The organism is Streptomyces sp. NPDC051822, from assembly GCF_044452745.1.
Taxonomy (GTDB): domain Bacteria; phylum Actinomycetota; class Actinomycetes; order Streptomycetales; family Streptomycetaceae; genus Streptomyces.
On record NZ_JBITBZ010000005.1, the window covers coordinates 453,055 to 469,043 of the forward strand.

The following is a 15,989-nucleotide window of genomic DNA, read 5'->3' on the forward strand; positions in this document are numbered from 1 at the left end:
GGTCGCGACCGCCTCCTGGTTCGCCTCGTCCGTGCCGCGCCTGACATTTCGAGGCCCTGCGTCGTCGGACCACCGAGACAGTACCGACCCACCGCCGAGAGGCAGAAGAGGGGGACCACACCGTGGCCATACCGACGAACACCACGACGGACACCACGACGGACACCACGACGACCGCGGCGACCTCCGCGGCGGCGACCGGAGGCCGGGGAAGAACCACGTTCCTCCGGGTCGCGCTCGCCCTGCAGACCCTGTCCCTCTTCTTCCAGGCGGCCACGGCCGGGATGCTGCTGTCCTCGTCGCTCGGCGCGATGCTGCACGACGTCGGATCGCGCGTGATGTACGGGGCCTCGATGCTGTACGTGCTCGCCGCGGTCCTGGCGTGGCGACCGGGGGGCGGGTCGCCCCGTCCCGTCCTGTACGCGTCCGGCTTCCTCGTACTGGCCTCGGTGCAGGTGGTGCTCGGCATCGCCCACGTGCCGTCGCTCCATGTCCCGCTGGGCGTCGTGATGTTCGGCCTGAGCCTGCTGGCCTTCGGCATGGCGGTGACCGGGCGCGGGACGAAGTCCTGACCGGGGGCTCAGGAGGAACGCGGGACCACCAGGCCCGACTCGTAGGCGAGGATCACGAGTTGGGCCCGGTCCCGGGCGTCGAGCTTGGTCATGGCCCGGTTGACGTGGGTCTTCGCGGTCGTCGGGCTGATCACCATCCGGTCGGCGATCTGGTCGTTCGACAGGCCCTGCGCGACGAGGGCCACGGCCTCGCGTTCCCGGTTGGTCAGTTCCTCCAGCCCGTCGCGGGGGCGGGCGTCGAGGGGCGGCTGGGCGACGTACCGGCTGATCAGCTTGCGGGTGATCGAGGGGGCGAGCAGGGCGTCGCCGCGTGCGGCGACCCGGACGGCGTGGAGGAAGTCCTCCGGCACGATGTCCTTGACGAGGAATCCGGTCGCGCCGGCGCGCAGCGCGTCGAAGACGTACTCGTCGAAGCCGTAGTTGGTGAGGATCACGACGTGCACGCCGGCCAGGGCCGGGTCCGCGGCGATGCGCCGGGTCGTCTCGATGCCGTCCATCACCGGCATCTGGACGTCGACGAGCGCGATGTCGGGCAGGTGGGACCGGATCAGCGCGAGGCCCTCCTGTCCGTCACCGGCCTCGGCCACCACCTCGATGTCGTCCTCCAGGTCGAGGAGGGCGCGGAATCCGCTGCGGATCAGCGGCTGGTCGTCGACCAGGACGACGCGGATCACGGCGTACGGTCCACGGGGAGCACGGCCTCGACCGTGAAGCCGCCGTCCGGGCGGGGTTCGGCGCGCAGCCGGCCGCCGAGGGCGGTGACGCGTTCGCGCATGCCGAGCAGCCCGTAACCGGGCGAGGTCGCCGATCCTGGCGAGGACCCCGAGCCGGGCGGGGTCGCTGATCCGCGCGAGGACGTCGAGTCGGCGGAGCCGCCGCCGTCGTCGACGCGGATCGCGAGGGCGTCCGCACGCCGGTCGATCGTGACGGACGCCGTCGCGCCGTGCGCGTGCCGGGCGATGTTGGTGAGCGACTCCTGGACGATCCGGTAGACGGTCCTGTCGACCGCCGCCGGTACGTCGTCCCGCCCGCCCCCGATCGACAGGGTCGCGTCCAGGCCGCCGGCGCGGGCCTGTTCCACCAGTTCCGGGACGTGGGCGAGCCCGCGCGGCGGGGCCGTGTCGTCGTCGCGCAGCGCCTCCAGGGTCGCGCGCAGCTCCCGGCTCGCCTCGCGGCCCGCCGCCTGGATCGCGAGCAGCGCCTCCGGCACCTCCTCGCCCCTCCTGCGGGCCACGTGCACGGCCACCTCGGCCTGCACCTTGATCACCGAGATCTGGTGGGTGAGCGAATCGTGCAGCTCGCGTGCGATGCGCAGCCGCTCCTCGTCGGCGCGGCGCCGCGCGGTCTCCTCCCTGGTGCGCTCGGCCTCGTCCGCCCGCCGCTCGGCCTGCCGCAGCGCCTCGCCCGCCGCACCGGCGGCGATCAGCCAGGCGATCTCCAGGGCTCCCCTGGCCTGCGCGAACGCCGCCGCCGTGTCGTGCGGGCCCGCGATCAGGGCGGCGACGGGAAGGGCGGCGAGCATGGCTACGCCGACCGCGATCGTGAGGCTGCGGTGGCCCGCGCGTACGGCCGCGTACACCGCGAACAGGAACGCGACGGCGGGTACGTCGAAGCCGGCCGCCTGGTATCCGGCGCCGCAGAGGCCGGTGACGGCGAGGACGGCGACCGGGGCGCGGCGGCGCGCGAGGAGGACGAGGCCGCCGGCGACGAGGAGCACGTACCCGAGCAGGCCGAGCGGGAGCAGGCCGGCGGGGGAGCGCTGCCCGGAGAGGCCGGTGACGAGCAGGGCCGAGGCCACCCCGAGGGCGATGACCGTGTCGGTGACGACGGCGCGCGCCTCCCCCCGGAGCCCACCCCGAGACCCACCCCGAGACCCACCCCTGAGCCCGTCCCCGAGGCGGCCCTTGAGTCCGGCCCTGAGCCCGGCCCCGACTCCGTACACCCGCGACGCTGTGCTGCTCATGGGCGCAACCTACCCAAGCGGCCGCCCCCGGCAAGTCCCTCCCATGGACGAGGACCGACTACCGCGTCCGTGGTAGATCCGCGGCGACTGCCGCAGCCGTGGCAGCCGGAAGAGTCCGCGTCCGTGGGACGACCGGCGGGGGGTGCGGCGGACATGCTCGGAGGACATTCCGTCGCAGGAGGAGAAGGAGTACGTCATGCACGACCGTCACTCGCTCGCCGAGGTCCAGCCGCTCGCCGCCGAGGTCCTCCACGTGAGCGCCGGGCGGCTGGGCGCGAGCACGGCCGCGGTGCTCGGCCTGATCGGCGTGGGCCTCGCCTGGCGGGCCCTGCGCCGCTCCTGGCGGACCGGGGCCGTCGCCGCCCTCGCGGCGGGGCTGCTCGCCGTCGCCCTCGGCGGCCTCGTCGCCGCCACCGCGTCCGGTGGCCTCGGCACCGGCAACGGCCTGGGCGGCGCCTACGTCGGTCTGCTGGTGGGGCTGCTCGCGGCGGCCCTCGGCGGCCGGGCCCTCACCCGCCCCGCGGCCGCCCGCCGCCCCGGCCGCGCGACCGACCGGAGCCCGGCCGCCTGATCCCGTGGGCTCACGGGGCACCCGGGGCCCGGGGCCGGGGATTCGTCCCGACATGCGCCCAAGTGGGTGCGGTGTTGAGATGAGCCCATGCCGTGCGCCGCCGGACCTCCGGCCGCAGGCACCGGCCCCCGTGGAACGGAGCGAGAGATGACCCCCCTCCCCTTCGAGGACACCCGCGACTTCGAGAACGCGGACCGCGGCTTCATCGGGGCGCTGGTGCCCGCCGTCGTCAAGGACGCCGACGGCCGTACCGTCTGGGACAACGACGCGTACGGCTTCCTCAAGGGCGAGTGCCCCGACACCGCGAACCCGAGTCTGTGGCGGCAGGCGCAGCTCGCCTCGAAGCAGGGTCTCTACGAGGTGACCGAGGGCGTCTACCAGGTGCGCGGCCTGGACCTGTCGAACATGACGCTCGTCGAGGGCGAGCGCGGTGTCATCGTCATCGACCCGCTCATCTCCGCCGAGACCGCCGCCGCCGCGCTCGCGCTCTACCGGGAGCACCGCGGCGACCGCCCCGTCACCGGCATGATCTACACCCACTCGCACGGCGACCACTTCGGCGGCGCCCGTGGCGTCCTGCCCCCGGGCACCGAGGAGGGCGTGCCGATCCTCGCCCCCGTCGGCTTCCTGGAACACGCGGTCAGCGAGAACGTCTACGCCGGCAACGCCATGACCCGCCGGGCGGTCTTCATGTACGGCGACCGGCTGCCCAAGGCGCCCGACGGCCAGATCGGCGCGGGCCTCGGCATGACCACCTCCACCGGCACCCTCACGCTCATCCCGCCGACCGTCGACATCACGACGACCGGGCAGGAGGAGACGGTCGACGGCGTGCGGATCGTCTTCCAGCTCACCCCCGGCACCGAGGCTCCGGCCGAGATGAACTTCCTCTTCCCGGACCTCCGGGCCCTGTGCCTGGCCGAGAACGCCACGCACAACATGCACAACATCCTGACCCTGCGCGGTGCCGTCGTCCGCGACTCCCGCATCTGGTCCCGCTACCTCGACGAGGCCGTCGACTTCTTCGACGGGCGCTACGACGTCGCCTTCGCCTCCCACCACTGGCCCACCTGGGGCCACGACAACGTGGTGACGTTCCTCCACGAACAGCGCGACCTTTACGCGTACATGCACGACCAGACCCTGCGCATGCTCAACGACGGCCTCACGGGACCGGAGATCGCCGAGGAGATGCGGCTGCCGCCGGCCCTGGAGAACTCCTGGCACGCCCGCGGCTATTACGGCTCCCTGAGCCACAACACCAAGGCGATCTACCAGCGTTACCTGGGCTGGTTCGACGGAAACGCGGCCCATCTGTGGGAGCACCCTCCGGTGGAGATCGCCAAGCGGTACGTGGACGCGCTGGGCGGTCCCGAGCAGACCCTGGCGAAGGCCCGCGGCTACGCCGACGCCGGCGACCTCCGCTTCGCCGTCACCCTCCTGAACCACCTGGTCTTCGCCGACCCCGCCGACACGGCCGCCAGGCAGGCCCTCGCCGGGGTCTACGAGAGACTCGGCCACGGCGCGGAGAACGGCCCCTGGCGCAACTTCTATCTGACGTCCGCCATGGAGCTGCGCCACGGCGAGAACGCCGCCCTCCTCGACGGCGCCAACCCCGAGATGGCGGTGGCGCTGACCACCGGCATGCTCCTGGACTCCGTCGCCATCCGGATCGACGGCCCCCGGGCCTGGGACGAGGACCTCACCGTCGACCTCGTCCTCACCGACGAAGAGCGCCACTACCGCCTCACGCTCCACAACGGCGCCCTCACCCACCGCGTCGTCACGGACCCGCGCACCGCGGCCGGGGTGACCGTCACCCTCACCAGGCCGCAGCTCCTGGGCGTCCTCGCGGGCCAGGACGTCGACGGCATCGCCACGACCGGAGACCCGTCCCTCCTCACCCGCCTCTTCTCCTACGTGACGAAGCCCGACCCGGCCTTCCCGATCGTGACGCCATGACCCGCTGAACCGCGCGCCGGGGTGTGAGCCGGCGCACATCGGCGGGGCCGATGACTCCGGCCTTCGCCGTCGGTCGTACGTGTGACAGCGTCGCACCGAGGAAGGCCCGCCATGACCGACACGCTCACCGCGCCCCACAACGCTCTCTCCGCCGCGCCGGCGTCCCGATCCGCGGCGCGGTGGGCCGCCTCCGGCGGTGTGGTGGCGGGGCCGCTGTTCCTGGCGGTCGGAGCCGCGCAGGGACTCGCGCGCGACGGCTTCGACTTCACCCGGAACGCGATCAGCCAACTCGCCCTCGGTTCGGCGGGCTGGATCCAGACGGTGAGCTTCGTGCTCACCGGTGCGCTGCTGATCGCGGGCGCGACCGGGCTGCGGCGGGTGCTGCGCGGTGGCCCCGGTGCGACGTGGGGGGCGGCCCTGGTGGGCGTGTTCGGCGTCTCCTTCTGGGTCGCTGCGGCCTTCCCCGCCGACGCCGGTGCGGGCTTTCCCGTCGGGGCGCCGGAGGAGACCGTGATGAGCGGGCACGGTGCCGTCCACATGTTCGGCGGCATGATCGGCTACCTCGCCCTGTGCGCCGCGCTCGTCGTCCTGGCCCGTCCGCTCGCCGCCCGGGGCCTCCGCGGCTGGGCCGTCGCGTCCCGTGCCGTACCCGTGGCCGTACTCGCCGGCTTCATGGCCTCGGCCGCCTCGGTCGTGGCGTTCACCGCCGGCGCCGGCCTCGGCCTGCTGTGGCTGAGCGCGGTGACGGCACAGCTGACCGGCGCGCGGTCGGACAGGTGATCAGGCGGGGAAGCCGAGCCCGGCTCCCTCGCCCAGCCGATCCGGCAGGTCGAACAGCGGGAAGAGGCGCGCGGTGTCGCGGAAGGCGGTGACGCTCGCGATGCGGTCACCGGAGAACTCGACGACCTGGAGAGCCCAGGGCTCGTAACCGGCCCCGTCCGCACAGGGCCGGTACTGGCCGAACGCGGGCGAACCGTTCGCCATGGTCGGCACGAGCCGCGATCCACGGCAGCCGACGGCCGGTCCCGTCAGCCACGACCGGATGTCGGCGACCCCGCGCATCCACTTCGCGTACGGCGGCAGGGACAGGGTGGCGTCGACGTGGAGCAGCATGTTCAGCTCCTCCACGTCGTACCGGGAGAACGCCGTGGCGTAACGCTCGGCAAGGACCCGCCGGACGCCCTCGGGCGCCGGGGAGCCGAGCCCGCCCGTTCTCGCCCGGCGACCGGCCAGGGTGGCGCGCGCCCGCTGCAGGGCGCTGTTGACGGAGGCGACGGTGGAGCCGTGCAGGTCGGCGACCTCCCGGGCCGAGAAGCCCAGGACGTCCCGCAGGATCAGCGTGGCCCGCTGCTTGGGCGGCAGGTGCTGGAGCGCGGCGACGAACGCCAGCCGCACCGACTCGGCGGCCGTCACCGCCGCCCCCGGGTCACCACCGGGCAGGGGATCGATCCACAGCACGCCGTCCTCCGGCGCGCCCGGCGGCGTGGCACCGTCCGCGGGCCCGGACAGGTCCATCGGCAGCGCCCGCCGCTTCCCGGCGGCGAGGGCGTCCAGGCACACGTTGGTGGCGATCCGGTACACCCACGACCGCAGGGACGACCGGCCCTCGAACCGCTCGATGTTCTGCCAGGCCCGGATGACGGCCTGCTGCACGGCGTCCTCGGCCTCGGCGTACGACCCCAGCATCCGATAGCAGTACCGAAGCAACTCGCCCCGGTACGACTCCAGTTCCCGTACATTCTCGGCCGCTCCCGCATCCGTCATCCCGTACCCCTCCCCGGATCGCCCACCCCGGCGCACAGGTACCCCGCCGGTCCGACTGCGGCCACGATAAGCCCAGGTCACGAGCTACGAGCCGGCCAGACCACGGGGCCGCCTGAGTCGGTCGGTGCCGGCGGCGGCGCCGGTGGCGAGCGTGTTGTGAGGTGGCCGTCGCGCGAGGGTCCTCGCCGGTGGGTTGATCGCTCTTGTGACGAGATGCCGTAGGGGACATTCGGGTGGAGTGCGGCGTCTGCCGCAACTGCCGCCGCTCTGTTCGCAGTCGTCCTGCGCAGTGGCACGACGACCGAGGAGGCATTCGTGACTGGTTTTCAGGCTTTCACCACCGGCACCGCGGCGCTGAGGGATCTCGACCCGTACCGCTTTCCCGCCGCGCTCGTCGACGATCTGCCGGAGCGGACGTCGACGGGCCTGGGCGTCCTGGAGCCCGGCGACGACCTGCTGACCGCGCCGGAGCCGGCGGGCCGTCCGTCCGCCGGTCGTCTCGAACCGGCCGACCGTCGCCGTCTGGAGCTGCACGCCGCTCTCACCACCGCGGGTATCGCACCCCTGCCGGGCGACATGGATGCCATCGAGGCCCTGTGCCGGCTGGGCGACACCACCCATGTCGCGCTGCGGAGGTGGATCTGCCACGCCATGTGACCCGCACGGGCCGTGCGGGGCCGCGGGCACGACGGCCTGCGGCCCCGCTCGGGCGTCGGTGTCAGGACGGGTCGCCGTACTGGAGGCCGCGTCCGTTGGTGCCTATGTAGACGCGCCCGTAGGTGTCGGGGTCGCCGGTGACGACGCCGCTGCCGCTGATGTTGCCCCACTGGTGGGCGTCGTCGTTGACGCGGACCCAGGTGGCGCCCTTGTCGGTGGAGCGGAAGACCCCGGTGACGTCCTTGACGGTGCCGATCAGGTAAAGCGCCTGGTAGGAGGCGCCCGGCGCGGCCTTGCCGAAGCCGAGGGCGGAGGCGGACCCCACCGTCGGGAGCGTGGTGAAGGTGCGGCCGCCGTCGGTGGAGTGCAGCAGCCCCTTGCCGTAGCCGGCGATCCACAGGTCCCCTGCGATGCCGGGGACGGCCGCGAGCCGGCCGGCGGGCAGACCGGTGGCGCGGGCGGTGAAGGTCGCACCGCCGTCGGTGCTGGCGTGGAGCGTGCCGCCGGCCAGGGAGTAGAAGGTCCTGGCCGAGGAGCGGTCGGCGACGACCACGGCGCCGGTGCCCAGGCCGCCGACCCTCGACCAGCTCGCCCCCCTGTCGGTCGAGCGGAACGGGGCCTGACCTTCCTCTGTCCAGACGATGGCGGAGCCGTCCGCGGAGAGCGCGACCTGCCCGCTGTCGGCGCCGCCCACCGGCTCCGACGTGAAGCCGCTCCAGGTGCTGCCGCCGTCGGTGGAGTAGGCGCCGTCCTGCTCGCCGCCACGGCCGACGCGGACCATCATCGACGGGCTGGACTGGGCGAAATCGATGTCCGTGCTCGTGATCATCAGCGGGTTCCTGAGCCGCCCGGCGGGCGCCTTGGTCAGGGAGGCGGGAGTGCTGTAGTGGAAACCGCCCAGGTCGCCCATGGACGAGATGACGGTGGCGCCGCCGGGCGGGGCGACCGCGTCCAGGACCGCGGTCTCCTCAAGGCCCCGGGACCCCACGGTCCAGTGGCTGGTGCCGCCGCCGTCGCCGGCGTGGGCGTCCTTGCTGCGCCAGATGCCGCTGCCGGTGCCGTACAGCACGTGTCCGGAGTCGAAGGGATCGATGGCGAGGGCGGTCATCCAGTGCCCGGTGCCGGTACCGACGTACGGAGCGGCGGAGGCGTCCCGTACCGACGTGGCGGCCAGCGCCTTCCAGGTCGTGCCGCCGTCGGTGGTGCGGTAGATCTCGTCCTCGGGCCACCAGCGGTCGAGGGTGGTCACCATCACCGTGCTCGGCTTCCGCGGGTCGACGGCCAGACCGGAGAACCCGTAACCGCCCTGGGACGGCGAGACGTCCTTCCACGTCCCCCCGGTCGGCGTGTACTTCCACACCGATCCCGCGGTCACGCCGTTGGGTCCGACGACGTTCGTGTACGTCAGGTACAGCGAGCCGTCACCGGAGAGGACGCCGTGCTGCGGCATCTGGCCGGTGGGCTGCTCGGAGACGGCCTGCCAGGTGCTGCCGCCGTCGGTGGAGCGGTAGAGGGAGCGGGACCTGTCGGCGACACCGACGTAGACGGTCCTGCTGCCGGCCGGGCCGTACGTCACGAAGGAGATGCCCGCGCCGCTGCCCGCCCCGTCCTTGACGGGGAACGAGGACACCTGGCTCCAGCTCACCCCGTGGTCGGTGCTGCGCCACAGGCCGTTCTTGCGGGTGCCGAGGAGCAGGGTGCCGCTGTTCGCGGGGTCGATCACAAGCCGCTCGCCCGCCCCGCGACCGTCCTCGTTGGCGCCCAGCTTGAAGGGCAGGTCGGTGCGCTGGAAGGTCCGTCCGCGGTCGGTGGAGCGCAGGAGCGCGCCGTTGCCCGCCCAGTCGTTGGTGTAGGTGCCCGCCGCGAGGTAGAGCCGGTCGGGGTCGACGGGGTCGGTGGCCAGCGAGTCGATGCCGAGCAGGTTCCAGTCCTTCTCGCTGACCCAGTCGGTCAGCGGGATCCACTGCTCGGCCGCGACGTCCCAGCGGTAGGCGCCGCCCATGTCGGTGCGGGCGTACAGCAGGCCCTTCGCGCGCGGGTTGAACACGAGCCCTGTGACGTAACCACCGCCCACCACCTGGGCGTTCTTCCACGTGTACGGTCCGGTTCCGGCCGTCTGTGACCCGGCCGTCTTCACCAGCTTCCACTGCTGGTTGGTGCCGCCCCTGCCGGGAAACTGGATGACTCCCGCGCCGTCGGCCGTGGAGCCGCCGGAGACGTCCAGGACCTGGCCGCTCCTGCGGGAGGTGAGGGTGACGGCGCCGGAGCCGCTCACCTCGTCGATCCGCCACTCCTGGGAGGCGGAGGAGCTGTCGGTCTGCTGCTCGGCGGCGGCCGCCCGGGCGGTCGAACCGTCCGCTATGCCGAGCACCTTGCCGCTGTTGCGGTTCACCAGCTCGTAGTAGCCGTCCCCCGCGGGCCGCAGCTTCCACTGCTGGTTGGCGGTGTTCTGGTCGGTCCACTGCTGGACGCGGGTGCCGTCGGCGGTGGAGAAGGCGTGGACGTCCAGCGCCTTGCCGCTGCGTACGGAGAGCAGCCGGTAGTAGGCGTTGCCGTCGACCGTCGCGGCCTGCGAGTCGTCCTGCACGAACAGGAGGTACGGCACGACGAGCGCGGGCGCTCCGAGCAGCAGTCCTGTCGCGGTCCAGCGACGGCGGTGACGCCCGCGGCGCCCACCGTTCGTGGGGTTCTTCATGGGGGGCTGGTTCATGGGGGGTTGGTTCTCCTTGCGTGTCACCGTGGAACGGGCAGGTCGGCGGGGTCAGCGCCGCAGGGTGAGGACACCCGGCCGGTACGGCAGCCGGTCGTAGGGACCGCCCGCGGTGGGGGACTTGCCCTGGTAGAGGAACTGCAGGTTGCACGGGTCGATCGTCATGGTCTGGTCGGGATTGCCACGGACCAGGTCGCCGTGGCTGACGTCGTCGGTCCAGGTGGCACCGCTGTTGGCCCTGCCCGCGAAGGGGTCGCTCTCGGTGGCGGCCTGCGGGGTCCACGAACCGTTCAGGCTGGAAGCCGTGAACGAGCGGAAGTAGCGCCCGTTCGCGCCCTTCGCCTCGACGATCATGAGGTACTGCTGCCGGCCCTGGACCTTGTAGACCTGGGGGGCCTCGAAGAGCTTGGCCTCCGTGTCGCTCATGACCGTCGTGTACGACGAGCCGAAGCTGCCGGGGAAGTTCCCGATCGGCATGCTCGCCCGGTAGATCCTGCCGTTGTCACCGGCGAAGAACAGGTACATGTTCCGGTCGTCGGCGATCAGGGTCTGGTCGATCGGGCCGGTGGGGGAGTCGGTGCGGGGGATGCCGCCGGTGAACAGCGGCTGCGGCGCGGACCAGCCGTCGGGGTCGGTGGGGTCGCTCGACGTGCGGTAGATGAAGGGCCACTGGCCCCACTGGTACGCGAGGACCCAAACCTTCTTGGGCGCGAAGTAGAACAGCGTGGGCGCGACCGCGGGCCGGCTCATCGCCTTCTGCCCGGCGGACGCCATGTCAGGCCAGGTGCTGAAGGGACCGAACGTCATCGAGCCGTACGACGATCCCGTGAAGTTCGACCCGTAGACCAGGTGCTTGCCGTTGTGCACCACGCTGGTGAAGTCCTTCAGCGAGGCCCACCCGTTCGCCGGCTGTGCCAGGGCACCCGTCGAGCTCCACTTGTACGTCGACGGAAGAGCGCACGGGCCGCCGCCCGTCCCGGACGGGGCGGTCCACTTCTGGTTGCCGCCGGACCAGCAGGCGTGCAACTGGATCCTGGTCCCGTCGGCGGTGCCCGCGCCGACGGCGTCGAGGCACAGCCCGGACTGGACACCGGCGATCGTGCCGTCGGCGTTGACGTTCCACTGTTGGTTGGTGCCGCCGTTGCAGTCCCAGACGACCACGGCGGTGCCGTTGGCGGTGCCCTTGCCCTTGGCGTCCAGGCACTTGTCGCCGTGGATCTTCAGCTGCTTGCCGGCGGTGTGGGTCCACCGTTGGTTGGCCTGCCCGCTGCAGCTCCACAGCTGCGCCTGGGTGCCGTTGGTGGTGGTGGAGGCGGGGGCGGGGGCGGTGGAGGCGGGGATGTCGAGGCAGCGGCCGGAGGCCACGCCCTTGATCTCTCCCGTACCCGTACCCGTACCCGTACCGCTGCCGTCGGCCGGCTTGGTCGGGGTCGTACCCGGGCCGGAGCCGAGGGCGTTCATGACGGCGGTGTACGCGGGCTTGGGCCTGCCGTTCCTGTCGAACAGCAGCGGGTTCTCGCCGCTGCGCCAGGAGTCGCTGTCCCGTACGCCCCACACCGTGATGCCGGTGCACCGGGCAACGGACAGGCAGGCCTTGACCGCGTCGGCGTAGTGGGTGGGCGATGCCTGGGCGATGTCCAGCTCGGTGATCTGGACGTCGACGCCCAGGGCGGCGAAGTTGGCCAGGGTGGTCCTGAAGCTCGCCGGCGGGCCGTCCGCTCCGAAGTGGCTCTGGAGCCCGACGCAGTCGATGGGGACACCGCGGGACTTGAAGTCCTTGACCATCCTGTAGACGCCCTGGGTCTTGGCGTCCGACCAGTTCTCGATGTTGTAGTCGTTGTAGCAGAGCTTGGCCGAGGGGTCGGCCGCACGGGCGGTGCGGAACGCCTCCTCGATGAAACCGTCGCCCAGGACCTTCTGGAACACCGAGCCGCGCAGCCGGCCGCCGGGCCCGTCCTCGAACGCCTCGTTGACGACGTCCCAGGCGTAGATCTCGCCCATGAAGTGAGTGATCGTCGTGGTGATGTGGCGGTTCATCACGCCGCGCAGCGTGTTCGCGTCGCCCATCGAGCCGACCCAGGCGGGGAGCTGCGAGTGCCAGACCGCGGTGTGGCCGCGCACCCGCTGGCCGTTCGCCTTCGCACGGTCGACGATCCGGTCGGCGGGGCCGAAGGTGAAGGTGCCGCGGGACGGCTGGACGGCGTCCCACTTCATCTCGTTCTCCGGGGTGATCATGTTGAACTCCCGGTCGGCGATGGCGGTGTACGCCGGGTCGCCGAGCCTGCCGGCGGCCACGGCGGTGCCGAAGTACCTGCCGGAGGGGGCCGCCTGCGTGCCCAGGTTCGCGGCTCCGGCTGAGCTTGGCAGGAGCGTCACGACACCGGCCACCACCGCCGCGGCCGACAGTCCTACCGTCACCGTCCGGCGACGTCGGCTGAGCCGGTGCAGGCCCTTCACGAGTTTCCCCGGGGGCCGGGGGTCACCCTGGGTGCCGTGATCGTGCGGGAATGTCGCGTCATGGGAGGGGCCTTCTTCCGGGATGCGTCAACGGGGAAGTCGGGGAACCTGCCACGCCGCCACGTCATGGTGAGCGGCGGGAAGTGAACCCCACGCAAGGGAGGCCTCCGGGCTCACGGCGTCGTAACAGAAAAGTCGCCCCGTCCGGACGATTGCCCGGTGACGCATCTCGCGGGCGGAAAACGTTATGCCGGACCCCGCGGTCCGGTCGTGGCTCGGGGAGCGGCTCTCAGGCCCGGGGCGCGCGCACGACGAAGGAGGCCTGGCCGGCGAAGGCCCGGGTGCCGTCGGAGCCGTCGAGCCAGATCCCGCCGTCGCGGTGGCGGATGACCGACCCGGGATAGTTGTGCGCGTGCAGGGTCACCGACCCGGCGACCGCCCCGGGGCGCGGACAGAAGGTGGCGTCCTCACGGAACAGTTCGCTGCCGTCGTCGCCGCTCATCCGCAGCCGCAGGTCACGATGGCGCAGATAGCGGCCGTCGGCGGCCCGGAAGGTGACGCACCGCGTGTCGGCAAGACCCACGACGACCGTGAACGTGACCCGCTGCCGGGTCTGCGTGCCGCTCGACGCGGAGACCCGGCCGAGCGTCGCGAAGTCGCCCTCGTACGTGACGTACAGGTCGGGCTGGTCCACGGACTCCAGCGACTGCGCGCCCAGCGGGACGGTGCCCGCGAGCGCGGAAGGACTCACGGCGGACGGACTCACGGTGGAAGGACTCACGGCGGAAGGACTCACGGTGGAAGGACTCACGGAGGGCGGTCCGGCCGGCGTGGGGGTGAGTGACGGGATTGGCGTGGGAGTGCCGGCCGGGGGCGCGGCGATGACGCCGGGCTCGCGATGCGCGGGTTCGGGCCAGGCCGCGTAGGTGGCGGTCCCGGCGATGAGCACCGCGCCGGTGGCGAGGCTGACCAGCGGATGCGCGGTCACCGCGTGGAGCGCGCCGGTCAGCCCGCTGTGCAGACCGCCTCCCGCCGCCGTGGCCGTCCCTGTCGCCGAAGCCGTCGCCGAAGCCGTCGTCGAAGCCGTCGTCGTGACGGCGGCGACGTGTGCCGTGGCCAGCCCGGCGGCGCTCGCGGCCGTACCCGACAGCAGGCCCTTGGCGGCCAGCGCGGTGAGGAGCCCGGCCGGGACGGCCAGCGGCGCGATGCCGAGGAGCAGACGTTCGGCCGGAACCCGTCGTGTCGTCGGCGCCGTGCAGACCGGGCAGCCGCGGGTGTGCCGCGCGATCCGCTTGCGCCACACCGACGCACGGACACCGTCCCAGCCGGCGACGGTCTCGTCCAGCTGCGGACAGCGCGGATCGGCCTCCAGGGCGGCGACGATCGTCCGGCTCAGTTCCAGCTGCTCGCGCATGCGCTGCAGACGTACTCCGACATGGGCGACGGACAGCCCTGTCGCGGCGGCGATGTCGTCACGGCCGAGCAAGCCGGCGGACTCCTGCCACCAAAGCGACAGCAGCGTCCGGTGGTCCGGGTCGAGCCACCGGCCGGCCTCGGCCACCTGACGACGCTCGTCCGACACGTGCAGCCGCAGGATCGTGACGTCCTCGTGCTCGGCGCCCGCGTCCGGTATCTGGAGGGCCTGGTCGATGACCGTGGTCCGGTCGGCGAGTGCGCGTTGCCGGTGCCAGTGGGTGTTGATCTGGCGCAGCGTGATCGACACCAGCCAGGACCGGAAGCTCTCCGGGGCACGCAGGGCGGGCAGGTCGCGCACCACGCGCAGCAGGGTCTCCTGGACGACGTCGTCGACGTCGGCATGCCCGCTCAGCGACCGCCCGACGATGTTGTAGACCAAGGGAAGGTACGCGGCGATCAGCTCCTCGCGCGCCCGATCGTCCCCGGCCTGCGCCGCGACGACCAGCCCCGCGTGGTCCCCGTCCATGAGCCCCATCCCCACCTCCCCCGGTGGAGATCCGCCGAGTAGGCGCCTCACCTTAGCGCCGGCGGAAGAACCGGCCAAAGGCTGCTCCGTGGACCACGTGTCCGACGCGCACCGACTTCGAGGGGCCGGCCCCGCCTGCAAGTGGCCCAGTCGGCTCGCAGGGAAGTGGCCCGGGTGAGGGGTCAACTGCGCACTACCGTAAGCGTCATGAGAGCGAGATCCGCTTCGGCCGACCAGTCCGACCAGCCCACGTCCGACCAGCGCACGTCCGACCAGCGCACGTCCGACCAGCCCCCTTCCGTGGCCTTGGCCGAGGCACCGGTGCGGCAGGCCCGTAACTCCGCCGCCCTGTGGAGCGCGACCGGCCGGTGCCGGGGGCATGAGGTCATCCGGCGCCGCGGATTCGTCGCGGTCGACGGGGACGGGCGGGCCGGCCTGCGGATCCTGATCCAGGAGTCGGACCTCGACAGGGGCGACCTGGCCGAGCTGGGCGAGTTGAGCGAGCGGGCCCGCCGGGCCGGGAGGGCGGTGAACGCCGAGGATCCGTTCAGCTCGACCGACCTGAGCCGCCTGGGCATGCGGAGCTGGCAGATGCCGGTCATGCTGCGCCCGCCCGGGCCTGTCGGCGAACCGGCGCTGGACGTGATCCGGGTACGGCGGGCCGAGGACCTCCAGGCGGCTGAGCGGATCGTGATCGAGGGCTTCGAGCTGGCCGGATTCGAGCCCTACCGTCCCGGCGAGGTGTTCCCGATGACACTGATCGAGCAGCCGGGCGTGGACGTGTTCGTCGCCTTGCGCGACGGCGTGGCCGCGGGAGCCTGCGTCAGCGTCGTGGCCGGCGGCGTCGGCAGCCACTACTGGGTCGGTACTTCGACGGCCTTCCGGTCGCGGGGTGTGGGGCGGGCCGTCATGCTCGGCTCCCTCGCCCACCTGGCGGACCTGCCGGTCACGCTCACCGCTTCGAAGCTGGGCAGGCCGCTGTACGAGTCCCTGGGTTACACCGTCGCGGCGCCGTCGACCTGGTGGGCCTCCGCTCCTGTGACGCCGTCGCGGTGAAGCCCGCCGTCGGCCAGGACCCCGCCGGGGTCCTGGCCCGCGTCGGACAGATACGCGCCTAGGGGTCGTCTTCAAAGATCAGAGCCAGAGCAGGATTGAGGCGATGGTGAGGGCGGCTTGGTAGGACTCGCGGGTCTTGTCGTAGCGGGTGGCCAGGCCGCGCCACTGCTTGAGGCGGTTGAAGCAGCGCTCGACGACGTTGCGGCGGCGGTAGAGGCACCGGTCGAAGCCGGGCGGCCGGCCACCGCGTGTGCCGCGGTTCAGCCGGCCGAGGATCTGGTCGACGCGTTCGGGGATCGTGTGCGGGATGCCGCGTCGTCGCAGGTAGGCGCGGA

Annotated in this window: 13 protein-coding genes; 6 read left to right on the plus strand and 7 right to left on the minus strand. The window is 72.5% G+C overall.

Annotation, left to right across the window (positions count from 1 at the left end; all coding sequences use genetic code 11):
- The first annotated feature begins 122 nt into the window (after positions 1-122).
- The gene (locus ACIA8N_RS19530; RefSeq protein ID WP_399416731.1) at positions 123-572 is read left to right on the plus strand and encodes a hypothetical protein; all 450 of its coding nucleotides are present in this window, start codon (positions 123-125) and stop codon (positions 570-572) included.
- An 8-nt stretch (positions 573-580) separates the two neighbouring features.
- Here the strand turns inward: ACIA8N_RS19530 and ACIA8N_RS19535 are convergent, their stop codons facing one another.
- Complete coding sequence (locus ACIA8N_RS19535; RefSeq protein WP_365784213.1) at positions 581-1,246, minus strand: response regulator transcription factor; 666 nt, start codon at positions 1,244-1,246, stop codon at positions 581-583.
- Complete coding sequence (locus ACIA8N_RS19540) at positions 1,243-2,535, minus strand: histidine kinase (protein ID WP_365784211.1); 1,293 nt, start codon at positions 2,533-2,535, stop codon at positions 1,243-1,245. The genes ACIA8N_RS19535 and ACIA8N_RS19540 overlap by 4 nt, the downstream gene beginning before the upstream one ends.
- Before the next feature lie 196 nt (positions 2,536-2,731).
- Between ACIA8N_RS19540 and ACIA8N_RS19545 the strand changes: the two genes are divergently transcribed.
- The 3 genes from ACIA8N_RS19545 (at position 2,732) to ACIA8N_RS19555 (ending at position 5,848) form a co-directional block, all read left to right on the plus strand.
- Positions 2,732-3,106 carry a DUF6223 family protein gene (locus ACIA8N_RS19545; RefSeq protein ID WP_365784209.1) on the plus strand — a complete coding sequence of 125 codons (375 nt, stop codon included), beginning with the start codon at positions 2,732-2,734 and terminating at the stop codon, positions 3,104-3,106.
- A gap of 147 nt (positions 3,107-3,253) precedes the next feature.
- Positions 3,254-5,068, plus strand: coding sequence for an alkyl sulfatase dimerization domain-containing protein (locus ACIA8N_RS19550; RefSeq protein ID WP_365784207.1), 1,815 nt, complete (start codon positions 3,254-3,256; stop codon positions 5,066-5,068).
- Between the two features lie 111 nt (positions 5,069-5,179).
- On the plus strand, positions 5,180-5,848 hold the full coding sequence (locus tag ACIA8N_RS19555) for a DUF998 domain-containing protein (RefSeq protein WP_365784205.1): 669 nt from the start codon (positions 5,180-5,182) through the stop codon (positions 5,846-5,848).
- On the opposite strand, the gene ACIA8N_RS19560 is transcribed toward ACIA8N_RS19555, so the two are convergent.
- The gene (locus tag ACIA8N_RS19560) at positions 5,849-6,832 is read right to left on the minus strand and encodes a sigma-70 family RNA polymerase sigma factor (RefSeq protein ID WP_365784203.1); all 984 of its coding nucleotides are present in this window, start codon (positions 6,830-6,832) and stop codon (positions 5,849-5,851) included.
- Between the two features lie 315 nt (positions 6,833-7,147).
- Here ACIA8N_RS19560 and ACIA8N_RS19565 point away from each other — a divergent pair, with 315 nt between their 5' ends.
- Positions 7,148-7,489: a hypothetical protein gene (locus ACIA8N_RS19565; protein ID WP_365784201.1), complete on the plus strand. Its 342-nt coding sequence runs from the start codon at positions 7,148-7,150 to the stop codon at positions 7,487-7,489.
- A 61-nt stretch (positions 7,490-7,550) separates the two neighbouring features.
- Here ACIA8N_RS19565 and ACIA8N_RS19570 read toward each other — a convergent pair whose 3' ends face one another.
- The 3 genes from ACIA8N_RS19570 to ACIA8N_RS19580 form a co-directional block, all read right to left on the minus strand.
- Complete coding sequence (locus ACIA8N_RS19570) at positions 7,551-10,184, minus strand: RICIN domain-containing protein (RefSeq protein WP_365784357.1); 2,634 nt, start codon at positions 10,182-10,184, stop codon at positions 7,551-7,553.
- A 66-nt stretch (positions 10,185-10,250) separates the two neighbouring features.
- On the minus strand, positions 10,251-12,656 hold the full coding sequence (locus tag ACIA8N_RS19575) for a non-reducing end alpha-L-arabinofuranosidase family hydrolase (protein WP_365784199.1): 2,406 nt from the start codon (positions 12,654-12,656) through the stop codon (positions 10,251-10,253).
- A 289-nt stretch (positions 12,657-12,945) separates the two neighbouring features.
- Positions 12,946-14,598 (minus strand): sigma-70 family RNA polymerase sigma factor, encoded by a 1,653-nt coding sequence (locus tag ACIA8N_RS19580; protein WP_365784197.1) that lies wholly within the window; start codon positions 14,596-14,598, stop codon positions 12,946-12,948.
- 207 nt (positions 14,599-14,805) lie between these two features.
- Here ACIA8N_RS19580 and ACIA8N_RS19585 point away from each other — a divergent pair, with 207 nt between their 5' ends.
- A complete protein-coding gene (locus tag ACIA8N_RS19585) occupies positions 14,806-15,654 on the plus strand; it encodes a GNAT family N-acetyltransferase (protein ID WP_365784195.1) in 849 nt (282 codons plus the stop codon).
- 78 nt (positions 15,655-15,732) lie between these two features.
- Here ACIA8N_RS19585 and ACIA8N_RS19590 read toward each other — a convergent pair.
- Positions 15,733-15,989, minus strand: a 257-nt coding sequence (locus ACIA8N_RS19590; RefSeq protein ID WP_399416732.1) for a transposase, incomplete at its 5' end; no start/stop codon positions are given.

Excerpts from the sequence above, each read along its gene's own strand:
- ACIA8N_RS19555 (WP_365784205.1), top strand. The coding sequence starts at position 5,180 with ATGACCGACACGCTCACCGCGCCCCACAACGCTCTCTCCGCCGCGCCG.
- ACIA8N_RS19570 (WP_365784357.1), bottom strand. The coding sequence starts at position 10,184 with ATGAAGAACCCCACGAACGGTGGGCGCCGCGGGCGTCACCGCCGTCGC.
- ACIA8N_RS19540 (WP_365784211.1), bottom strand. The coding sequence starts at position 2,535 with ATGAGCAGCACAGCGTCGCGGGTGTACGGAGTCGGGGCCGGGCTCAGG.
- ACIA8N_RS19560 (WP_365784203.1), bottom strand. The coding sequence starts at position 6,832 with ATGACGGATGCGGGAGCGGCCGAGAATGTACGGGAACTGGAGTCGTAC.
- ACIA8N_RS19550 (WP_365784207.1), top strand. The coding sequence starts at position 3,254 with ATGACCCCCCTCCCCTTCGAGGACACCCGCGACTTCGAGAACGCGGAC.
- ACIA8N_RS19545 (WP_365784209.1), top strand. The coding sequence starts at position 2,732 with ATGCACGACCGTCACTCGCTCGCCGAGGTCCAGCCGCTCGCCGCCGAG.
- ACIA8N_RS19585 (WP_365784195.1), top strand. The coding sequence starts at position 14,806 with ATGAGAGCGAGATCCGCTTCGGCCGACCAGTCCGACCAGCCCACGTCC.
- ACIA8N_RS19580 (WP_365784197.1), bottom strand. The coding sequence starts at position 14,598 with ATGGACGGGGACCACGCGGGGCTGGTCGTCGCGGCGCAGGCCGGGGAC.